This is a genomic window from Nitrospina sp. P1_D6, from assembly GCF_052156615.1.
In the GTDB taxonomy this organism is placed as follows: domain Bacteria; phylum Nitrospinota; class Nitrospinia; order Nitrospinales; family Nitrospinaceae; genus Nitrospina.
The window spans coordinates 537718-558877 of record NZ_JBQKUN010000001.1 but is presented as its reverse complement, the minus strand read 5'-3'; the positions used below and the strand labels follow the sequence as shown (position 1 = coordinate 558877).

The 21160-nt window shown below is 54.8% G+C and carries 14 protein-coding genes; 12 read left to right on the top strand and 2 right to left on the bottom strand.

The features are described from left to right. Position 1: 1 nt before the first annotated feature. The 12 genes from trpB to trmFO all read left to right on the top strand — a co-directional run bounded on the left by trpB (position 2) and on the right by trmFO (position 15070). Positions 2-1213: a tryptophan synthase subunit beta gene (trpB, locus tag ACTRXA_RS02595; protein WP_442425644.1), complete on the top strand. Its 1212-nt coding sequence runs from the start codon at positions 2-4 to the stop codon at positions 1211-1213. After that, complete coding sequence (gene trpA, locus ACTRXA_RS02590) at positions 1210-2010, top strand: tryptophan synthase subunit alpha (RefSeq protein ID WP_442425643.1); 801 nt, start codon at positions 1210-1212, stop codon at positions 2008-2010. Before trpB ends, trpA begins: the two co-directional genes overlap by 4 nt. Before the next feature lie 17 nt (positions 2011-2027). Further along, on the top strand, positions 2028-2711 hold the full coding sequence (locus tag ACTRXA_RS02585; protein WP_442425642.1) for a glycosyltransferase family 2 protein: 684 nt from the start codon (positions 2028-2030) through the stop codon (positions 2709-2711). A 95-nt stretch (positions 2712-2806) separates the two neighbouring features. After that, entirely contained in the window at positions 2807-3544 is a 738-nt protein-coding gene (locus ACTRXA_RS02580) for a hypothetical protein (RefSeq protein ID WP_442425641.1), read from the top strand. A 4-nt stretch (positions 3545-3548) separates the two neighbouring features. After that, positions 3549-5723 carry an NHL domain-containing protein gene (locus ACTRXA_RS02575; RefSeq protein WP_442425640.1) on the top strand — a complete coding sequence of 725 codons (2175 nt, stop codon included), beginning with the start codon at positions 3549-3551 and terminating at the stop codon, positions 5721-5723. Then, positions 5720-6691: a hypothetical protein gene (locus ACTRXA_RS02570; RefSeq protein ID WP_442425639.1), complete on the top strand. Its 972-nt coding sequence runs from the start codon at positions 5720-5722 to the stop codon at positions 6689-6691. The genes ACTRXA_RS02575 and ACTRXA_RS02570 overlap by 4 nt, the downstream gene beginning before the upstream one ends. Positions 6692-6708: 17 nt before the next feature. Beyond that, positions 6709-8013, top strand: a complete 1305-nt coding sequence (locus tag ACTRXA_RS02565) for a glutamate-5-semialdehyde dehydrogenase (RefSeq protein ID WP_442425638.1) — start codon at positions 6709-6711, stop codon at positions 8011-8013. Positions 8014-8051: 38 nt separating this feature from the next. Then, positions 8052-8942 (top strand): site-2 protease family protein, encoded by an 891-nt coding sequence (locus ACTRXA_RS02560; protein WP_442425637.1) that lies wholly within the window; start codon positions 8052-8054, stop codon positions 8940-8942. A 608-nt stretch (positions 8943-9550) separates the two neighbouring features. Then, positions 9551-10258: a TolC family protein gene (locus tag ACTRXA_RS02555; RefSeq protein ID WP_442425636.1), complete on the top strand. Its 708-nt coding sequence runs from the start codon at positions 9551-9553 to the stop codon at positions 10256-10258. Positions 10259-10340: 82 nt separating this feature from the next. Continuing rightward, positions 10341-11468 carry a DNA-processing protein DprA gene (gene dprA, locus ACTRXA_RS02550; RefSeq protein ID WP_442425635.1) on the top strand — a complete coding sequence of 376 codons (1128 nt, stop codon included), beginning with the start codon at positions 10341-10343 and terminating at the stop codon, positions 11466-11468. 14 nt (positions 11469-11482) lie between these two features. Next, on the top strand, positions 11483-13735 hold the full coding sequence (topA, locus tag ACTRXA_RS02545; protein ID WP_442425634.1) for a type I DNA topoisomerase: 2253 nt from the start codon (positions 11483-11485) through the stop codon (positions 13733-13735). Positions 13736-13756: 21 nt separating this feature from the next. Continuing rightward, entirely contained in the window at positions 13757-15070 is a 1314-nt protein-coding gene (gene trmFO / locus ACTRXA_RS02540) for a methylenetetrahydrofolate--tRNA-(uracil(54)-C(5))-methyltransferase (FADH(2)-oxidizing) TrmFO (protein ID WP_442425633.1), read from the top strand. 3 nt (positions 15071-15073) lie between these two features. Here the strand turns inward: trmFO and ACTRXA_RS02535 are convergent, their stop codons facing one another. Together ACTRXA_RS02535 and ACTRXA_RS02530 are read right to left on the bottom strand one after the other, a co-directional pair. Beyond that, the gene (locus tag ACTRXA_RS02535; RefSeq protein ID WP_442425632.1) at positions 15074-17932 is read right to left on the bottom strand and encodes an ATPase, T2SS/T4P/T4SS family; all 2859 of its coding nucleotides are present in this window, start codon (positions 17930-17932) and stop codon (positions 15074-15076) included. Positions 17933-18086: 154 nt separating this feature from the next. After that, entirely contained in the window at positions 18087-20987 is a 2901-nt protein-coding gene (locus ACTRXA_RS02530; protein ID WP_442425631.1) for an ATPase, T2SS/T4P/T4SS family, read from the bottom strand. Positions 20988-21160: the final 173 nt, after the last annotated feature.

The window sequence follows — 21160 nt, the reverse complement described above, 5'->3', positions numbered from 1 at the left end:
CATGGCTCAACCGAAAGATTACACGACCGTCCCGGATGCCAGCGGGCATTTTGGCCAGTTCGGCGGTAAGTACGTCATCGAAACACTGATGCCCGCGCTCACCGAGCTGGAGCGGATTTACAACGAAACCCGGCAGGATCCGGAGTTCCAGCGCGAACTCAAGTATTACCTCGAGCAGTACGTCGGACGGCCCTCGCCGTTGTATTTCGCGGAAAACCTGACCCGCCAACTGGGCGGTGCCAAGGTGTACCTCAAGCGCGAAGACCTGAATCACACCGGGGCGCACAAGATCAACAACACCATCGGCAGCGCTCTCCTCACCAAACGCATGGGCAAGAAGCGCGTCATCGCCGAAACGGGAGCCGGACAGCACGGCGTCGCCACGGCCACGGCGGCTGCATTGTTCGATCTCGAATGCGAAGTGTTCATGGGTGAAGAGGACATCCGCAGGCAGGCGCTCAACGTTTTCCGCATGAAACTCCTCGGTGCGAAGGTCATCCCCGTCTCCTCCGGCACACGCACCCTCAAGGACGCCACCAGTGAGGCCATCCGCAACTGGATCACCACCGTCGAGACCACGCATTACATCATCGGTTCGGTCGTCGGGCCGCATCCGTTTCCCATGATCGTCCGCGATTTTCAGAAGATCATCGGCGAGGAAGCGAAACGGCAGTTGCAGGAAGTGGAAGGCCGACTGCCGGACATCTGTGTCGCCTGCGTCGGTGGCGGGAGCAATTCCATCGGCCTGTTCTACCCCTTCGTCAACGACGAATCCGTGAAGCTGATGGGTGTCGAGGCGGCCGGCCACGGCATCGACACCGGCAAACACGGTGCGTCGCTGGGCCACGGCGGGGTGGGCGTTCTGCACGGCATGAAAAGTTACCTGTTGTTCAACGAGGACGGGCAGATTCACGAGGCGCATTCCATTTCCGCCGGACTCGACTATCCCGGCGTCGGTTGCGAGCACAGTTATTACCGCGAGACCGGACGGGCGGAGTATGTGTCGATCACCGACGAGGAAGCCCTCGAAGGATTCAAACTGCTGTCGAAGTCGGAAGGCATCATCCCGGCGCTGGAGTCGGCGCACGCCATCGCGCAGGTGGTCAAGATCGCGCCGAAGATGAAGAAAGACGAAATCATCGTGCTCTGCCTGTCGGGCCGCGGAGACAAGGACGTCAACCAGGTGGCTGAGTTTCTGGGAGAACAGCCGTGAACCGCATCGAACAGCGCATTGAAGACCTGCGCACCAAAAAACAGAAAGCTTTGGTGGCGTTCATCACGGCCGGCGATCCCAGCCTCGACGCGACCAAAGACATCTTCCAGGTGATCGAGGAAAACGGAGCGGACATCGTGGAGCTTGGCGTGCCGTTCTCGGACCCCCTGGCCGACGGACCCGTCATCCAGGCGGCGTCGCAACGCTCGCTCAAAAGCGGCACCACGTTGAAAAAGATTCTGGCGCTGGTTTCCGACCTGCGCAAAACGTCCGAGCTTCCCATCGTGCTCATGACCAGCTACAACCCGGTGTTCGTGTATGGTGAGGAGCAGTTTGTGAACGATGCCGTGGCCGCAGGCGTGGACGGCGTCATCGTGCCCGACCTGCCGCCGGAGGAATCGACGGCGTTCGAAAGCTTTGCCAACAGCAAAGGCCTGCGCGTCATCTACCTGCTCGCGCCCACCAGCACGCCGGACCGGGTGCGCATGATTTCCGAAAAGAGTCGCGGTTTCATATATTACATCTCCCTCACCGGGGTCACCGGCATGCAGAGCAAGTTCAGCAGCAACCTTCAGTCGCGCATCGGTGAGGTGAAAAAAGTCACCACGCATCCGGTGATGATCGGCTTCGGGATCTCCGGTCCGGAAGAAGCGAAAGAAGCGTCGCAGATGTCCGACGGCGTGATCGTCGGAAGCGCCATCGTCAAACTCATCGACCAGTGCTCCAGTCCCGACGAGCGCAAGGAAAAGGTCGGCCAGTTCATTGCCAGTATCAAGAGCGCCCTCAACGGAGCCTGAGCCGCAGGCGGCCTCTCATGTCCTCCAGAATCTCCGTCATCCTGCCCGCCTTCAACGAAGAGCAGTCCATCGGGCTGGTACTCGATGACCTGCCGAAAGACCGTCTGCACCAGATCATCGTGGTGGACAACGCTTCCACCGACGCCACCGCCGAAGTGGCGCGTGAGCACGGCGCGACCGTGGTTGCCGAATCCCGCCGCGGTTACGGAAGCGCCTGCCTGAAAGGCATCGCCAGCCTCAAAAACCCTGACATCGTCGTCTTCCTCGACGCAGATTACAGCGATTATCCGGAAGAGATCGATCTGCTTGTTAAACCCATCGAAACCGGGGAGCAGGATTTTGTGCTGGGAAGCCGCATGCTCCTGAAGGAAAGCCGGAAAGCGCTTTTGCCACAGGCGCGGTATGGCAACAAGCTTGCCGTGTTCCTCATCCAGCTGTTTTTTGGTCACCGTTATACGGACCTGGGACCCTTCCGGGCGATCCGGCACGCTTCGCTGATGGAAATTGGAATGAAGGATACCAACTTCGGCTGGACCGTGGAGATGCAGATCAAGGCGGTGAAGAACAACCTTCGCATTTTGGAGGTTCCCGTGAAGTACCGCTGGCGGGTGGGGGTGTCCAAGATCACCGGCACGGTTTCGGGAACTTTCAAGGCTGGAACAAAAATCATATACACCATCTTCAAATATCTGTTAACCTAGCCTGGGTATGGATTAGGTCACAGCGTTAACCCTCATCGTACGCGCGCATGGTTTCTGTTCTGAAAAGGGTGACAGGGGTTCTCGTTGCGCTGGTTATGCTGGGTTCCTCTGGAGCCGCCGCACAGGGAATCGATGAACTGGTTAAGCAGAGGCTCAGCCAGGATGGCACGAAACTCGACCTGAGCGGGGTGAAGATCCGTTCCGCCGGGGCCGTCCGGCTGGCGGAAATGGAACTGCTGAAAAACGTCACCGACCTCAACCTTCAGAACAACCTCATCAAAGCCGAGGGCATGCAGGCCCTGGCCCAGTCTCCATACCTGTCCAACCTTCAAAGCCTCGATCTCTGGGGCAACCTGCTGGGCGATATGGGCGTGAAAGCGCTGACCGAATCGCCGTACATCAAAAATCTCGAAACCCTGCAACTCTGGAAAAATGAGGTGGGCGAACCGGGCATCCGCCTGATGTCGCAGTCCGGCAACTTCCAGAAGCTGGAAACCCTTCTTCTCAACGACAACCTCATCACCCCCGATGGGATGGATCATCTGGTGGAAACCAAAGCGTTTCCGAAGCTGACCACACTCGGCCTGTTCCGCAATGAAATCGGGCCGGACGGCGCGCAGGTGCTGGCGCGGGCCAAACACCTGACCTCGCTCAAAAATCTCTACCTCGGACAAAACAACATTCAGGATGAAGGGGCGATTGCAATTATTGAGTCGCCGAATTTCCCGAATCTGGAGATGCTCGACCTCATACAGAACAGGTTGGGCGAACCCACCATACGGGCCGTCTTCAAAACAAAACGCCAACGACAGATAGAAATAACTATACGGTGAACGCATGAACATTTCAGATTGGAACCACGGACGAGGCACAGTCATCATCCGGTGGGTCTGTCTGGTTGTGTTGAGCGTTGTCCTGGCCGGCGCAGCTTTTCCCGGCGAAAAATCCTTTCCCTATTCGGACATCGGCGACGGACAACCGGCAATCCATGTGGCATTGACCCTGGTGGATGGTGTGGTGGTGGATAAGGAAGGGAATATTTTCATCTCCCACCGATCCAAAAACCGCATCCGCAAGATCGGTAAAAACGGCATCATCACCACCGTGGCGGGCAACGGCAACGCGGGGTATCACGGAGACAACGGACCCGCTCTCGAAGCCGCCCTTAATTTTCCAGCGGGGTTGTGCCTGGATCCCTCAGGCAACCTGTATATTGCCGACCGCAACAACCATCGGGTGCGTAAAGTCGATACGGAAGGCATCATCACCACCGTCGCCGGAACGGGAGAGCCTGATTTTGGCATGGAGGAAGGGCCCGCAGTTGAGATTCCCCTGCATTTTCCATCGGACGTGGCCTGCGATTCTCTAGGTCACGTGTTTATCTCCGACCGCTCCAACAACCGCGTCCTGAAAATGGACCCGGAGGGGCAGATGGTTACAGTGGCGGGCCTCGGTATGGCCGGGTACGGCGGGGACTTTGGTCCGGCCATCGATGCGCTCCTCAAGTACCCGTTCGGCATCGACGTTGATGAAAACGGCAATCTCTTCATCGCGGACCGCGGCAACAACCGCGTGCGCAAGGTGACGCCCGACGGGATCATCACCACCGTGGCAGGAGAGGGCACGCATTTTTTCAGCGGTGACTTCGGTCCGGCCACACGCTCCAGCCTGGCGTATCCCACAGACGTGGTTTCAGACGACCGCGGCAATCTTTATATCGCCGACCGCAACAACAACCGGGTGCGCAAGGTGGATGTCAACGGGATCATCACCACCGTCATGGGTACGGGGAAAAACGAGTACAACGGTGACAATGAAATTGCCTCCGAAACGTCCCTGCACCTGCCGTTTGCACTGGCGATGACGCCGGATCAACACCTTCTCATCGTGGACCGAAACCACCACCGCGTGCGAAGCATGCACCTCGTTCAACACACAGTGCAGACGGTGGCGGGCAACGGGCAGGCCTTGTTTCGCGGCGATCACGGTCCCGGGCCCGGCGCCACGCTGGATGCGCCTTCGGGGATTGTGGTGGACCGGCAGGGACACGTGATTTTCGCCGACAAGCAGGCGCACCGTCTGCGGGCGCTTGACAAAAAAGGTTACATTTATACCTACGCGGGAACCGGGCGGGAGGGCAATGAAGGCAACGGACGCTCCGCACGCTACGCGTCGCTGTTCATGCCGGAAGGCCTGGAAATCGATCACCAGAACCGCATATATCTGATCTCTTCGCAGGGCAACAGCTGGTACGTGCGGCGTATCGACGAAAACGGGGTCATCGACCGTTTTGCCGGAAGCGGGGTGCTGGGTCATGCGGAGGATGGGATTTTGGCGGTCAACGCACCGCTCGGTGTGATCAAGGACGTTGCGGTCGGCCCGGATGGGAAGGTCTATCTTGCGGACTATACCAACCGTGACATCCGCTGGGTCGACGCACAGGGACGCATCCAGACCCTGGCGAAAGATGCGTGGCTGGCCATTGAAGACGGGGAAGTGCACCCGAACGGTCTTGCGGTGAACGATCAGGGGGAAGTGTTCGTCTCCGATTCCGGAAGCAGCAAGATCCGTAAAATCGACAACGAAGGCAACGTGACAACTTATGCGGGCGACGGCAGTTTCGAGGACAAGGGCGATGGCGGGCCGGCGTTGCTGGCGGGAATCCGGTCGCCGGGAGGACTGGTGTTTTCGCCCTCCGGCGAATTGTACATTGCCGAGGAAAACGCGCACCGCATCCGGAAGGTAGACAAAAACGGCATCATCACCACTGTAGCGGGAACGGGTGTGCAGGGTTTTTCCGGTGACGGCGGGCCCGCCGTTCAGGCGCAGTTGAAAAGCCCTTACCGCATGGCATTCGATAGCGAAGGAAATCTGTATTTCTCTGACCGAGACAACAACCGCGTCCGTCGGGTGGACACCAACGGAATGATCACCACCCTTGCGGGTAACGACAACTTCGGCTGGCTCCAGGACGGACTGGAGGTCCGCATCACGATACAGAATTTTCCATGAAGCCATTCCACACAACCCGGGTTCTGGTGTGGGCGGTGCCCGCCCTGGCCGGACTTGTGTGGTCGGGTCCCGTCTGGGCCCTCAATATCAATGCGATCATCCTGAAAGAACTGAAGCAGAACGGCACCCACCTCAAGCTCAATTTCAGCGGCATGCTGGGCGATGACGGGGTGCGTCAACTGGCGCGGTCCCGTCTGTTGAAAAGGGTCGAAATCCTGGACCTCAACTCACATGGTTTTGGCAATGCCGGAGCCCAGGCGCTGGCGGCTTCCAAATACCTGTCGAACCTCCAAACGCTGAACCTGTTCAATAACCAGGTCGGGCCGGACGGGGTGGCGGCGCTCGCGGCTTCGAACAAGTATCCGCTCCTTTCCCACCTCAATTTGTGGGGCAATCAAATCGGTCCTGCGGGCACCCGGGCTCTGGCCAATTCAGATACCCTGAGGGCACTCGAATACCTGGATCTGTCCGGAAACGGGATTGGCGATGCCGGTCTAATGGCACTGGCCCATTCCCCGATACTGGAGAAAGTCCGGGTTCTCAGGCTGGATAAAAACGGGATCGGGAATCGGGGCCTTGCGGCATTGGCCTCCTCGCAATACCTGAGAAACCTGGAAGTCCTGTCCCTGTCTCACAACGAAATCGGCGAAGAAGGTGCAAAGGTTCTTGCGGAATCTCCGTATATTCGTAAACTGAGACAGCTTCGACTGGAGCGGAACAAGATTGGCGACGTGGGTGTGAAACACCTCGCCAAATCGGAGGCATTCACAAATCTGGAAGAGCTGGATCTGCAGTGGAATGGCATCACGGAAACCGGGGCTCATGACCTGGCCGGGTCTCCGGTGCTGACCCGCCTGAACCGCCTGTACCTGTGGGGTAACGAAATCGGCAATGCCGGGGTGCAGGCCATCAAGGAATCCGATATTCTAAAGCATGTGGGCAACGACATTTACCCCTCCCTGAATTAAAAAGCAAGAGGAAGACCATGACCGTAACAGAAATGGCGGCGTTGGCCAAAAAGGCGTCGCTTGTTTTGGCGCGTCTCGACACCGCCACTAAAAACCGGGCGTTGGAAGCCATGGCCCAGGCGCTTGTCGCTCAAACCGAGTCCATTCTGGAAGCCAATCGAAAGGACCTTGATTACAGCAAAAAGGAAAATATTTCAGGCCCCCTCGTTGCCCGTCTGGCCGTGGATACGCACAAGGTGAAGGGAATGGCGGAAGGCATCCGCAGTGTGGTCCGGCTGGAAGATCCCGTTAACCGGGCTCAAGGCACGACGGAGTTGGATGAAGGACTGATCCTGCGCCGCGTGTCGTGCCCCATCGGGGTCATCGGTGCGATTTTTGAGTCGCGTCCCGATGCGGTACCGCAGATCGCGTCGCTGTGCCTGAAATCCGGAAATGCGGTGATTCTGAAAGGCGGCCGGGAAGCGCAGAATTCGAATAAGGTCATCGTGGATCTCTTGAGACAGGCGATTGCCAGTGTTCCCGGGGTACCGGAGGCGGCGGTGCAGTTGATCGAAACCCGCGCCGAGGTGGCGGAGATGCTCGAGCAGGATCGTTACATCAACCTGATTGTTCCGCGGGGCAGTAATGAATTTGTTCGATACGTTCAGGATCACACGAAAATCCCTGTTCTGGGTCATTCCGAAGGCATTTGCCACGTGTACATCGACGAACACGCGGACACGGCCAAGGCGTTGAACATCGCCCTGGATGCGAAACTGCAATATGCGGCGGCGTGCAACGCCATGGAAACCCTGCTGGTGCATGAGAAGGTGGCTCCGAAGGTGCTGCCCGATCTCACAGCCCGATTTCGCGAAAAAGGGGTGGCATTGATGGGAGACCTGCGTGCGTGCAGTCTGGTGCCGGATCTCCAGAAGGCTTCCGCTGCGGAGTGGGACACCGAGTACAATGATCTCAAGCTGGCCATCAAGGTGGTGGATGACCGTGGCGCGGCCATCGCACACATCAACGAGCATGGTTCCGGGCACACCGATACCATCGTCACCGAAAACCGCGAGGCGGCGGAACAGTTCATGAACGAGGTGGATTCGGCGAGTGTCATGTGGAACGCCTCCACCCGCTTTGCCGATGGTTTCCGTTTCGGGCTGGGAGCGGAAATCGGCATCAGTACCAACAAGACGCATGCGCGCGGACCCGTCGGGCTTGAGGGACTGGTGATTTACAAATACAAATTGTTCGGATGCGGCCAGACCGTGGGCGAATATTCCGGCGAAGGGAGCAGGCCATTCACGCATCGCCCCCTGTCCAACGACACGCCGTTGTGACCTGCGAAGCCCGGATCGATTGAAAACGGCAGGATAAAATGGACCGAAACGCTGAAAACCGGGAAGGGCCGCAGGAGACCGGTCCGTGGGAAGCCGAACCGTACCCGTATCCACACAAGCGGTTTGTGATCAATTTCCGGACGGTCACGGTGTTTGTGCTGTTGCTGGCAGGCACCGTGTTCACCACCACCCTGGTGGGCGGGGTGTGGTACGCGCTGGGGCTGCTTTCGATTCTCGGCGTTCACGAGTTCGGGCATTATTTTGCCTGCCGACGCAACAATGTGGATGCCACCCTGCCTAATTTCCTTCCCGCACCTCCCATGTTCATCGTTGGAACATTTGGAGCGTTCATTGCGATCAAGGAACCCATAACGGACCGCCGGGCTCTCATGGAAATCGGTGCCTCGGGACCGATTGCGGGGTTTGTGGTGGCATTGTTTGTGCTGGCAGTGGGATTGATGTTCTCCGTGGTGTCGCATGTGGCTCCGCCACCGGGGCTGGGACTCAATTACGGCAACTCTCTCATTCTTTACTTCCTGTCGGAGTTGGTGCTGGGTGTGAGCCCGTTCAACGAAGAACTGACCATTTATCTGCATCCCCTTGCGCTGGCCGGGTGGTTTGGCATGTTCTTCACCGCGCTCAACCTCTTGCCCATCGGGCAACTCGATGGGGGGCACATCATTTATTCCATGTTCCCGAATCAACAACCCTGGCTTGCGCGCTTATTCTTTGTGGCCTTATTCCCACTTGGGATGTACTGGCCGGGATGGTTTGTGTGGGCGGCCATGGTTTTCTTCATCGGTGTAAAGCATCCACCCGTTATCGATGAAACGGTGTTGTTGTCACCGTTTCATAGAAAGGTGGGATACGCTTCCATTTTCATTTTTGTGGTCACGTTTGTTCCCGTTCCAATAGACATGATCCAGTGAATGAAGAGAGGGTGAGGGCCCCCTGTGAATAAGCTGTGAAAGGATTCCGAAGTTCGGACTTTAACCTGTTGATTAAATGGGTTTTGATAGTATTTTCGTTCCACTTTCGCCCTGATTTTGAAATTGGCGTCTGGTACTGAAAACCCTTCCCGATGAACCTTTTAACTACTTATAAAGTATAGGGTTATATCACTTTTGACGAGGGCGTGAAGGGGCCCTGGAAAAGCAAAATAGTATTGACAAGGCGACAAACGCTATGCTAAATTCTGTATATCCTTTGGGGTACTGGACAAAGTGCTTATTTTATAAGCACTCTACCAAAAAAGAGTGGAAAGATAGACTCAGCCCTATCTTCTTGGTTGCCATCAAGAACTCTTTTCGGTTTGTTCAGTATCCCTTTTTTTTCGCCTGCTTTTTGCAACTTCCCTCCCATCAGGCTTTAAGTTATTTTTGTTAAATTTATGAAATTAAATAATATTTTTTTATTTTTTAAGGTTTCATTTCTGCAGGTGTCACTGGTTTTTCTGGTGGGAGTGGCTCCTGCTTTTTCCCAGTCTGTCCACGTAGATCCCTTGAGCACCCTGCCGCCTGTTGTGGAATGCGTGAATATGACGCTCCAGGCCCATTCCAACCCAGGAAAGCTGGAAAAATCAAAAGCTATTGATCTGGAACACCGCGTGCGTCTCGCGTACGAGATGATCCTGGTTCGAAAGGAACAGATCGGGATTTCCCGTGAGGTGCAGGGCCACTTTGAGAAAGCCGTCACTAATGCGGAAAGGAAGTTCGAGGAGGGAGAAGGGGACGTCACCCAGGGGGCGCTGACCAAGCTTAAACTGGGGTTGGCGGGCACCTTGAACGACATCACCCAGTTCGAAAGCGATATTTCACTGGCACGGCTCGACCTTGAGGCATTGATGGGTGTGCGCATCCACCCGGAATTCAAATTGGCAGATGATTCCCTGTCGCCACGCAAATTTCCGTTCACCACGATTCGGGAATACGGTGAAATGGCCGAAGGAGGGAACAACCCATTTGAAAAAATTTCTGCTGAGAGAAGAATTGCATTGGAGAAATCCATGGTGCGGGTCAATCAGGCCCGCTCCCAGTTTGATCTTGCCCGTAAAAACCGTAGAATGACGCGCGCGCTTCTGGTGACCGAAGTCGCCAACTATGATTTCGGGATCGGGGACGAGAAGGACCTGTTCGAAACCCTCATCATTTACACCCGGGTTCTGGTCGGATTTTATGATGCATTGCACAACTTCAACGAGGCGGTTGCGGAGTTTGAGAAGGAGGTTTTTAGTACCAACCGGTAATACCGGTTAAGCGAGTGACCCGGGAGAACGAAAAGGGGATGTAGATGGCGGGTTTCTACCATAATGAGGCGCTCAGGATTCGGTGAAAACTCTTTTTTCAGATGACGATGTGTCTGCGGCGGAGCGCTATTGGGTGGCGTTGAACATGGTTCTTGGCGTCGGCAAGACGCTGTTTCACCGGCTGGTCCAAGGTTTGGGATCCCCCAGGAATGTATTTAATGCCTCCCGCCAGCAACTGATGCAGGTGGAGGGGATTGGTGCAAAAACCGCGGCGCAAATACTAAAATTCGACCTGGAACGCAATCTGGACCGGGAATACCGGTTGATGAGGGACACCGGAGTGCGTGTGCTCACTTTGGAGGACCCGCGCTATCCGCCGCTATTGAAAGCAATTTACGATCCGCCTCCGGTACTGTATTTCAAGGGACGGTTTTTTGATAACGTGAGCTTTCCCTTTGCCGTGGTGGGCACCCGTGCGGTATCGAGTTATGGGAAAATTGCAACCGAACGGTTGTGCAGCGAGCTGGCACAACGCGGGGCCTGCCTGATCAGCGGCATGGCGCGGGGTGTCGATACCCTGGTGCATAAAACAGCCCTTAAGGAAAATGCGGTCACCCTGGCGGTAATGGGGTGTGGCTTGGAACACACGTATCCACCGGAGAATCGTGCCCTAAAGGAAAAAATCACCGAGTCCGGGGCAATCATCTCGGAATTTCCCATGTCCACCAAACCGGATCGAAACAACTTTCCTGCCCGCAACCGGGTGATCAGTGGCCTTTCGCAGGGGACATTGGTGATCGAGGCAGGAGAAAAGAGTGGTGCGTTGATCACTGCGTATTTTGCACTGGAGCAAGGCAGGGAAGTGTTTGCATTGCCCGGGAATATTTTTTCACCCAAAAGCAAAGGTTCACACAATCTGATAAAGAAAGGTGCGAAACTGGTGGATGGCGTCGACGCCATTCTGGAAGAATTTTCCGAAGAAGTGCAACAAAATATGGCTGCCAGGGAAATTAATGATGAAAGAATTGAATTGACAGATTTTGAAAAGCTATTACTTTCATTAATAGGCCACGAACAACACCACGTTGATGACCTGATAGAACGCAGTCATTTGCCAGCGGCGGATGTTTTGGCTACACTTGTACAGTTGGAATTGAAAGACCGGGTTACGCAAACGGATGGCCTGTGGCACATGGCCCGGTTTCCCTGAAGCATTGAGGTATTATGGGTAAATCCTTGCTCATCGTGGAGTCACCCACGAAAGTCGAAACGCTCAAGAAAATCATCGGGAAGGACTTCGTCGTCAAAGCCTCGGTGGGTCATATTAAAGACCTGCCGAAAAAAAAGCTGGGTGTCGATGTCGAAAACAACTTCAATCCCGAATACATCACCATCCGAGGAAAAGGGAAAATCCTCAATGCGTTGAAAACCGCTGCCAAAAAAGCGGACAACATCTACCTCGCACCCGACCCGGATCGCGAGGGCGAGGCGATCGCCCACCACATCTGCAACGAGGTTTCAAAAATCACGAAGGGCAAGATTTACCGCGTGATGTTTAACGAGATCACCAAGAAAGCGGTCACCGAGGCGATCAAGCATCCCACCGAGTTGAATGTAAATAAAGTGAATGCCCAGCAGGCCCGGCGCATTCTGGACCGTCTTGTGGGCTACAAGATCAGTCCCATTCTATGGAAAAAAGTTCAGCGTGGACTCAGTGCGGGGCGTGTGCAGTCGGTGGCGCTTCGGATGATTTGCGACCGGGAAGAGGAAATCAAGAGCTTCAAGAGCGAAGAATACTGGACCATCACCATCGATCTCGAAGGCAGCAAGGAGCCCGAATTCCAGGCCAAGCTGTTCAAGGTCGAGGGGAAAAAGGCTGAGATCGGCAACGAGGAACAGGCCCAGGCCATTGTCAAGGCGGTGGAGAAGGGCGAGTTCGTCCTCGAGGACATCGTCAAAAAGGAAAGGAAACGCAACCCTTCCGCTCCCTTCATCACCAGCACCCTTCAGCAGGAGGCGTCCCGCAAACTCAATTTCTCTCCGAAGAAAACCATGATGCTTGCCCAACGCCTGTACGAAGGGATAGCCCTGGGCAAGGAGGGCACCGTGGGTTTGATCTCCTACATGCGTACCGACTCGACGCGGTTGTCGGAAGAGGCGATCGGGGACATTCGCCGTCTCATCGAGGACAAGTACGGCAAGGAATACGTGCCCAAGGCGCCGAATGTGTACAAGAGCAAGAAAACGGCGCAGGAGGCTCACGAGGCGATCCGGCCCACCAACATCATGCTGGAGCCAAAGTCGATCAAGGAATACCTCGAGAAGGATATGTACAACCTGTACGAGCTGATCTGGGCACGCACGCTTTCCTGCCAGATGGTGCCTGCGGTGCTGGATACCACCCAGTTTGATGTGGTGACCGCCAAATACCTGTTTCGCGCCAACGGTTCGGTGATCAAGTTCGACGGGTTCATGAAGGTGTACGTAGAGGACACGGACGATGAAGGTGCGGGCATGAAGTCTACCGAAAAAATTCTCCCCGATATCAAGAAGGGAGAGGTTCTCGAAATGAAGAAGGTCCTTCCGGAACAGCATTTCACCCAGCCACCGCCGCGGTTCACCGAGGCGATGCTGGTGAAAGCACTGGAGGAAAAAGGCATCGGCCGGCCCAGTACGTATGCCGCCATCATCAGCACCATCAAAGACCGCGATTACATCCGAAACGAAGACAAGCGCGTGGCGCCGACGGAGTTGGGTCACCTGGTCTCGGAACTCTTGGTGGACAATTTTCCGGATATCATGACGGAGGAGTTCACGGCGCAGATGGAGGACCAGCTTGACCAAATCGAGGAAGGCAAGATCGAGTGGGTGGACACTCTGAAATCGTTTTACGGTCCGTTCGAAAAAGACCTGGTCGAAGCGGAAGCAAAAATGAAAGATATCAAGAGCCAGGTAGAGGAAACCGACGAGGTTTGCGAGAAGTGCAACAGCCCCATGATCATCAAGTGGGGCCGGTTCGGCAAATTCATGGCCTGTTCCGGCTACCCGGAATGCAAGAACACGAAAGAAATCGGTGGCAACAATGGCGAAGGGGGCAAAAAGGTTTCCGAGAAGGTAGACGACACCTGCGATAAATGCGGTGCGCACCTGGTTATGAAAATGGGCCGTTTCGGCAAGTTCCTCGCCTGTTCGGAATATCCGGAATGCAAGTTCACCAAACCCATCAGCCTGGGCATCAAGTGCCCGGAACCCGATTGCAAAGGTGACATCTCACCCCGCCGTACGAAAAAAGGCCGCACATTTTATGGATGCAGTGAATACCCGAATTGCAAGTTCACTTCCTGGGACAAGCCGGTGGACGAGGCCTGCCCGAAATGCAACAACGCCTACATGGTCACCAAGTGGAAAAAGAATGAAGGCGAAAGCATTGTGTGCCCCGGTTGTGGCTTCAAGAAATCGTCCGACGAAGCGGCATAACGTTTAAAAGAACCGGGAAATATGACATCGCATGTGACCATCATCGGGGCCGGGCTTGCCGGATCGGAAGCGGCCTGGCAGATCGCCGAGCGGGGCGGCCGTGTGGTTCTTTACGAAATGCGTCCGGAGCTCAAGACTCCGGTTCACAAAACCGACCACTGCGCCGAACTGGTGTGCAGCAACTCCCTTGGGTCCAACCAGGACACCTCCGCTCCCTTTTTACTCAAACAGGAACTGCGCAAACTCAACTCGCTTGTGATCCGTTCAGGCGACCGGCATGCGGTGCCCGCCGGCGCGGCACTTGCCGTTGACCGCAACCTGTTTTCGGCTGAGATAACCCAGTCGCTGGAACAGCATCCCAACATCACCCTGAAGCGCAACGAGGTGAAGGACATTCCATTTGACGGACCCGTTATCATCGCCACAGGGCCCCTCACTTCGCCCGCGCTGTCGGACCGCATCTCATCCCTGCTGGGGCAGGGGTATCTGTATTTTTACGATGCGCTTTCCCCGATTGTGGACACCAACTCCATTGATATGACCAAAGCGTTTTTCGCGTCGCGCTATGACAAGGGCGATGCGGATTACTTGAACTGTCCCTTGAACAAGGAGCAGTACGATCAGTTGGTGGACGGATTGTGCAAGGCGGAGAAAGTCCCTCTCAAGGAATTTGAAAAACCGGTTTACTTCGAAGGGTGCATGCCGGTGGAGGAACTGGCATTGCGGGGGCCAAAAACCCTTGCTTTCGGCCCGCTCAAACCGGTCGGCTTGAATCATCCGGAGACAGGGGAGAGGTTTCATGCGGTGGTGCAGTTGCGGCGGGAAAACAAAGAGGGTACGGCCTACAATCTGGTCGGGTTTCAAACGAAGCTGACATATCCTGAGCAACGCCGCATTTTCCGCATGATCCCCGGATTGGAAAACGCCGATTTTTTCCGGTACGGTGCCATTCACCGCAATACGTTCATCAACTCGCCGGAATTGCTGTCCGCCGATTTGAGCCTGAGGAAAAACCCGAACGTGTGGTTTGCAGGCCAGATCACGGGGGTGGAGGGGTATGTGGAGTCCTGCGCAATGGGCCTGGTTGCCGGCCTGTGCGCTTTAAGCCGGGTACGCAACGCCCCCTTCACAAGGCCGCCGAAAGAAACCGCCATCGGTGCGCTGTTGCATTACGTGACGGAAGGCCCCCCTAAAGGGAATTATCAGCCAATGAATGTGAACTTCGGATTGTTTTCGGGGGAAGAGTTCAAAATCCGGGACAAGAAGGTTCGCAACGCCAAAATCATCGAGCGCGCCCTCGCTATTCAAGAGGAGTGGCTGAAAACCCTTTGCTGACCTTTATACGATACAGACCGCCAGCACCTGCTTGAGGTCGCAATCCCCCTTGAAGATTTTCCAGATGCCGTCCTGCTTCAGGGTGGTCATACCGTCCTTGATGGCCTGGTCGCGCAATTCTTCGACCAGAGCCTGCTTCATGACCATGCGTTTGATTTCCGCCGTGCCCTCCAGGACCTCGTGGAGACCCGTCCGCCCCGCATAACCCGTGTCGCTGCACTTCTCGCAGCCCTTGGGTCCATACAGTTTGAGATCGTCTGAATATGGGATATTGATGTTTTTGGCGAACAGTTCCGGATCCCCATACTCATTCACAAGCGTATCGTATTCCTCTTTGGTGGGGTGGTATTCCTCCTTGCAGTTTTTGCAAAGCGTGCGGACGAGGCGCTGGGCCGCAATGAGGAGGAGGGCGTCGGCAAAGTTCAGCGGGTTCATGCCCATGTCGAGAAGACGCGTGATGGTTTCCGGTGCGGAGTTGGTGTGCAGGGTGCTGAAAACCAGGTGACCCGTTAGGGACGCTTCCAAACCGATGGCACAGGTCTCCGCGTCGCGCATCTCACCCACCATGATGACGTCCGGGTCACCGCGCAGAAAGGAACGCATGGCGCGGGCAAAATCGAGCCCGATCTTGTTGAGCATCTGCACCTGACGCAATCCTTTCTGCGTGATTTCCACCGGGTCCTCGGCGGTCCAGATCTTTTTTTCCGGGGTGTTGATGTAACCGAGGGTGGAGTGCAGGGTGGTGGTTTTACCGGAACCGGTCGGCCCCACTACCAGAATCAGGCCATAGGGTTTCGCCGCCATCGCCTGAATCAATTTCAGGTTGCGGTCGGAGAAGTTCATGTTCTCCAGGGGAATCGGTTTGCTGGCGGCAAGGATACGCAGAACCGCGTCCTCGTTGCCGCCCACAGTGGGGCAGGTGGCAAGGCGGTATTCCACTTCCCTCCCCCCGTATTTGAGTTTGATCTTGCCGTCCTGGGGCAGGCGTTTTTCCGCGATATCCAGACGTGCCATGATTTTGAGGCGGGACATCATGGCGAATTTGTACATGGGTGGGATTTCCTGGTATACGCGGCAGGCTCCGTCTTTACGAAAACGCACCACCATGTGGTCCTTGCCCATGCCCGGTTCGATATGTATGTCGGACACGCCGTTGTCATAGGCGTCGGTCAGGATCTTGTTCACCAGCTTGACGATGGTGTTGTCGCTTTCGCTGATGGCGTTTCCATCCTCGTCCTCATCTGAAGCCAGTTCGGTGTCTTTTTCACTTTCCAGCGCGTTGAGCAGGGTGGACATTTCTTCCAGGGGAGCCCCGGCCGACTCCTCCGCCACGGCGGCATTCAGAAAGTCACGGATGTCGGCCTTCAACCCGACGCGGAACTCAATCTTCTTTTTGACGAAGATGAGCTTGATGTTCTGGATTTTATCGAGGTTGTTGGGGTTGTCAATAACGATGACCACCTTGTCGTCTTCGCGTTCAACGGGTACCCAGTGATTTTTCGACAGAAAGTTAAGGTTCAATCCTTCGAAAATGGTTGCGGGCAGGACCATTCCGTCTTCGTATCCCATGTACGGGATCTTGTAAAAGTTTTCCAGTGATTTGCCAAGCTCCTTTCTCGAAATACCGAGTTCATCCAGAAGGATGTTTTCGATATCCATCTGTTCCTTGCGGGCGCGGTTGATGGCTTTATTCAGTTCGATGTCAGTCAGCAAGCCCTGTTGCAGGAGATAAGAAAACTTCGTGGGTTTCTGTTGAACGAATTTCGACTGGTTGTAAAAAGCAAGGGCCAGAGTTTCGGAGACGACCTTGGCGCTTTTTTCGTCAATGACGTTAAAAGGCTGGTTGTTCTTTTTGTTGATCAACTGCAAAACCCCCATCATTTTGTCTTTATGGATGAGGGGCGTCACAAGCATGCTTTTGGTCTGGAAACCTGAAATTTTGTCCCAGGAACTGTCGAACGTCAGTTCGGGGTGAAACTTTTTTAATTCCCGGTCATCGTATACATTCTTAATGACCACCATTCTCTGTTCCATGGCCACGCAGCCGGCGATGCTCTGTGGAGCAATGGGGACCCGGATTTCATTGATTTTCTCCCCGGATTTGACTTTGGAATAAACTTCGTTGCGCACCGGATCGACGGCATAAACTGTAATGAGGGTCGCATCGAACAATTCCAGAATGCGGTCCTTCAGGCTGATCAGGATTTCATCCACGTTTTTTGCTGAGTGGATGTCATTGATGATTTTGACGAGCTTTTCCTGCAGTTCGGCAGAGGAGAGTGGTTTGGAACCAGGCGTATCCATGGTCGGGGAATTTCTTGCAGTCATGGTACTGTTCCCATCCAGTTTGGTTACTAAAAATCCCAAGTAGGGCGCAAGCTCCTTGGAAATTTTGAAATCCTGTTCCGAGAACCCGCCGTGTCCGACCTTGTTGACGAATTCCACAATCCCCACAACCTTTTTCTTGTGGGGCAGGGGCAAAACCATCAAAGACCGGGTTTCGATATCCAGCACTTCATCAACGGTGGAGCCAATTTTGAAGTTGGGGTTCATTGCCAGTATGGAACCCAACTCTCCCACGTTTTTTAATAAAATCGGCCGACCGTTGAGTGTTGCGTGCCCCGCCAGCATATCGTTTTTCAACGGCAACCGGTGCTCTTGAACTCCGCAACCCAATTCATGACAGGAAACCAGTTCCTTGTTGGCCCGGTCCAATTTGTATAGCACCACCGCTTCGCTGGGAAACAACCCTTTCAATTCTTCCAGCAATCCGGGAAGCAGGGACCACAAATCACCTGATGACTGGATCTGGGCACTGATTTCCTGGACTTTCATTTCCAGGGTAGCGGAATCGGTCGTCATAAAGATAATCAACAGTGACAGGAACAGCTACTTCGCAACGCGACGTCTTCGACCACCCGGGTCAGGACTGATTACTCCATGCGATGAATTAGGATGAAAACAGTATAAATACCTTCCCGAATAACTTCAATGTTTTCCGGGAGAGGAACGGTTCCTACTGAATGCAGACCGCGAGCACTTGTTTGAGGTCACAATCGCCCTTAAAGACCTTCCAGATGCCATCCTGCTTCAGGGTGGTCATTCCATCCTGAACGGCCTGCTGCCGAAGTTCTTCTACCAGCGAACTTTTCATGATCATGCGTTTGATGTCGTCTGTTCCCTCAAGGCATTCATGCAATCCGGTACGACCCGCATACCCGGTGTTGTTGCATTTTTCGCAACCCTCCGGACCCTGCAACATGAGATCATCGGAGTAAGGAATTTTGACGTTTTTGGCGAAAAGTTCGGGGTCGCCATATTCTTTCACCAGGGTGTCGTATTCTTCCTTGGTGGGGTGATATTCCTTTTTGCAGTTTTTGCAGAGGGTGCGTACCAGCCGCTGGGCGACGATAAGCAGGAGGGCGTCGGCAAAGTTCAGGGGGTTCATGCCCATGTCGAGAAGACGCGTGATGGTTTCCGGGGCGGAGTTGGTGTGCAGGGTGCTGAACACCAGGTGACCCGTGAGGGAAGCTTCCAGACCGACGGCGCAGGTCTCCACGTCGCGCATCTCACCCACCATGATGACGTCCGGGTCGCCGCGCAGAAACGAACGCATGGCGCGGGCGAAGTCGAGTCCGATCTTGTTGAGCATCTGCACCTGGCGGAGGCCGTCCTGCGTGATTTCCACCGGGTCTTCGGCGGTCCAGATCTTTTTTTCCGGGGTGTTGATGAAACCCAAAGTGGAATGCAGGGTGGTGGTTTTACCGGAACCGGTCGGCCCGACGCACAGGATGAGTCCGTATGGTTTGGACGCCATCGCCTGAATCAATTTCAGGTTGCGGTCGGAGAAATTCATGTTCTCCAGGGGAATCGGTTTGCTGGCGGCAAGGATACGCAGAACCGCGTCTTCGTTTCCACCCACCGTCGGGCAGGTTTCAACGCGGTACTCGATGTCTTTCTTGCCGTATTTCATTTTGATCTTGCCGCTCTGTGGAAGTCGCCGCTCGGCAATATCCAGCTTCGACATGATCTTGATGCGGGAGAGAAATGCCTGCCGGTACATGGGGGGAATTTCCTGATACACACGGCAGGAACCGTCCTTGCGAAACCGGATGCGCATGGCCTTTTTTCCGAGGCCCGGCTCGATGTGGATATCCGACACACCGTTGTCGTAGGCGTCGATCAATACCTTGTTCACCAGCTTGACGATGGTGCTGTCGGTTTCGCTGATGGCGCTGACTTCATCTTCCTCATTCCCCGAATCGACCTCAACATCCTTTTCACTTTGAAGGGCACTGAGCAGCGTGTCCACGTCCCCGGTATCCGCGGGCATGGCGCCGGGGCTGTCGTCTTCAGGAGTGGCATTGAGAAAGTCGTGAATGTCCGCACGCAACCCTACTTTGAATTCGAGGGTCCGCTTGGTGAAAATCAGTTTGATACTTTGAATTTTGTCCTGGTTCGCCGGGTTGTCGGTAAGGATGGTAACCCGGTTCTGCTCTTCATCTTTGGCGATGGGAAGCCAGTTGTTCTTGAGAAGAAAGTTGGTATTGAGACCGGTGAACAATGATTGTGGCAATACGATATCCGGAGAATAGCCGTAATAAGGAATGTTGTAAAACTCCTCCAGGGATTTGCCAAAATCACTGCGGTTGATTTTGTATTCGTCGAGAAGAATGGTCTCGATATCGACACCGCTGGTACGTGCTTTTGAGATCGCCTTGGTCAATTCATCCTGGGTGATGATACCGTTGTTGATGAGGTAGCTGAACTTGGTCGGCTTGGCCATCTTCTGTTTCTGCTTGTTCTTGATGGCCAGCGCCAGGGAATCCGCGATGGTTTTGATGCTCCGTTCATCCTGTGGGGTGAACGCGATTTCATTCTGCTTGTTGGCAAGCTGCAATACGCCCATCACCTTGCCTTCGTGCACAAGCGGGGCAACCAGCATGCTCTTGGCCTTTTCCCCCAGCGAATTTTCAAGGGTTCGCTCGTAAACCATCTCAGGGTGGTATTCCACCAGTTCCACCTGGTCATGCACGTTTTTCACATTGAGAACGCGTTTCTCCGTTGCCACGCAACCGGGCAGGGTGGCGGGACCCAGGGCGCAACGGACTTCGCTTTCTCCCCCACCGGTCTTCAGTTTGGCAAACAGGTCTTTTTTTGCCGGATCGAGAGCATAAATGACTGCAAGCCTGCAATCGAATAATTGAAGGATCGGCATTTTCAATTCCATCAGGATTTCATCCAGTGTCCCGGCGGAATGAATGGCGTGCGAAGTGGCCTGGATTTTTTCATCAATGATCTCGGTCTGCATCTTGACGATGGCATGACCCAGGGTGCTGGCCAGTTCCTTTGCCAGCCGGACATCCTGATCGGTGAAGTGGGGCTTGCCCCGTTTGTTGATGACTTGAAGGACCCCCATCATCTTGCGGTTGTGGGGCAGCGCAACAACCAATACCGACTTCGTCTTGTATCCCAGTTTTTCGTCAAACGATTTTTCGAGTGTCAACTCAGGATGAATACGACTGAGCTCCTTGCCGTCGTATGCATTGAGGACATTCAGGGTGCGGCCCGATGCCGCGACAAAGCCGGCCAGGCTTTTGGGCGAGATATCCACCCGGATCTCTTCAACCTGGTTGTCCTTGAAGTTTCGGGAGAACAACTGGCGTTTGGGCCGGTCGATGGCAAAAACGGTCACCTTGTCAGCATCAAACAGTTCCCTGAATTCGCCGATCAATTCAAACAGGGTTCGGGTGATGCTGTTGGAGGACAGAATTTTGTTGACCAGAGTGCGCAGTTTGTCTGCGGAACGGCGCTCACGGCCAGCGGCCTGCGTCTGTGGAGCGGTCTGGCGGGCGGCCCGTTTTTGCGCGGGATTTCCCGGAGCCTTCGGGTTTCTTTGCGGAGGCGAATCGTTCAAGGTGGTATGAAACCTGATAAATTAACGCTAAGTGTAACTCTAGTAGTACATCATTAATTTTACAAGGTTTAGAGGTGTTTTAAAATTATTTTTTGGGTGGAGTGCCGAATTGGTCGGGAAATACGTGCATTTGCGGTAGCTTTGAGGACTTTTTTTAAGGCGGACGGATATTA

Excerpts from the sequence above, each read along its gene's own strand:
- trpB (WP_442425644.1), top strand. The coding sequence starts at position 2 with ATGGCTCAACCGAAAGATTACACGACCGTCCCGGATGCCAGCGGGCAT.
- ACTRXA_RS02585 (WP_442425642.1), top strand. The coding sequence starts at position 2,028 with ATGTCCTCCAGAATCTCCGTCATCCTGCCCGCCTTCAACGAAGAGCAG.
- ACTRXA_RS02580 (WP_442425641.1), top strand. The coding sequence starts at position 2,807 with ATGCTGGGTTCCTCTGGAGCCGCCGCACAGGGAATCGATGAACTGGTT.
- ACTRXA_RS02575 (WP_442425640.1), top strand. The coding sequence starts at position 3,549 with ATGAACATTTCAGATTGGAACCACGGACGAGGCACAGTCATCATCCGG.
- ACTRXA_RS02570 (WP_442425639.1), top strand. The coding sequence starts at position 5,720 with ATGAAGCCATTCCACACAACCCGGGTTCTGGTGTGGGCGGTGCCCGCC.
- ACTRXA_RS02565 (WP_442425638.1), top strand. The coding sequence starts at position 6,709 with ATGACCGTAACAGAAATGGCGGCGTTGGCCAAAAAGGCGTCGCTTGTT.
- ACTRXA_RS02560 (WP_442425637.1), top strand. The coding sequence starts at position 8,052 with ATGGACCGAAACGCTGAAAACCGGGAAGGGCCGCAGGAGACCGGTCCG.
- ACTRXA_RS02555 (WP_442425636.1), top strand. The coding sequence starts at position 9,551 with ATGACGCTCCAGGCCCATTCCAACCCAGGAAAGCTGGAAAAATCAAAA.
- topA (WP_442425634.1), top strand. The coding sequence starts at position 11,483 with ATGGGTAAATCCTTGCTCATCGTGGAGTCACCCACGAAAGTCGAAACG.
- trmFO (WP_442425633.1), top strand. The coding sequence starts at position 13,757 with ATGACATCGCATGTGACCATCATCGGGGCCGGGCTTGCCGGATCGGAA.
- ACTRXA_RS02535 (WP_442425632.1), bottom strand. The coding sequence starts at position 17,932 with ATGACGACCGATTCCGCTACCCTGGAAATGAAAGTCCAGGAAATCAGT.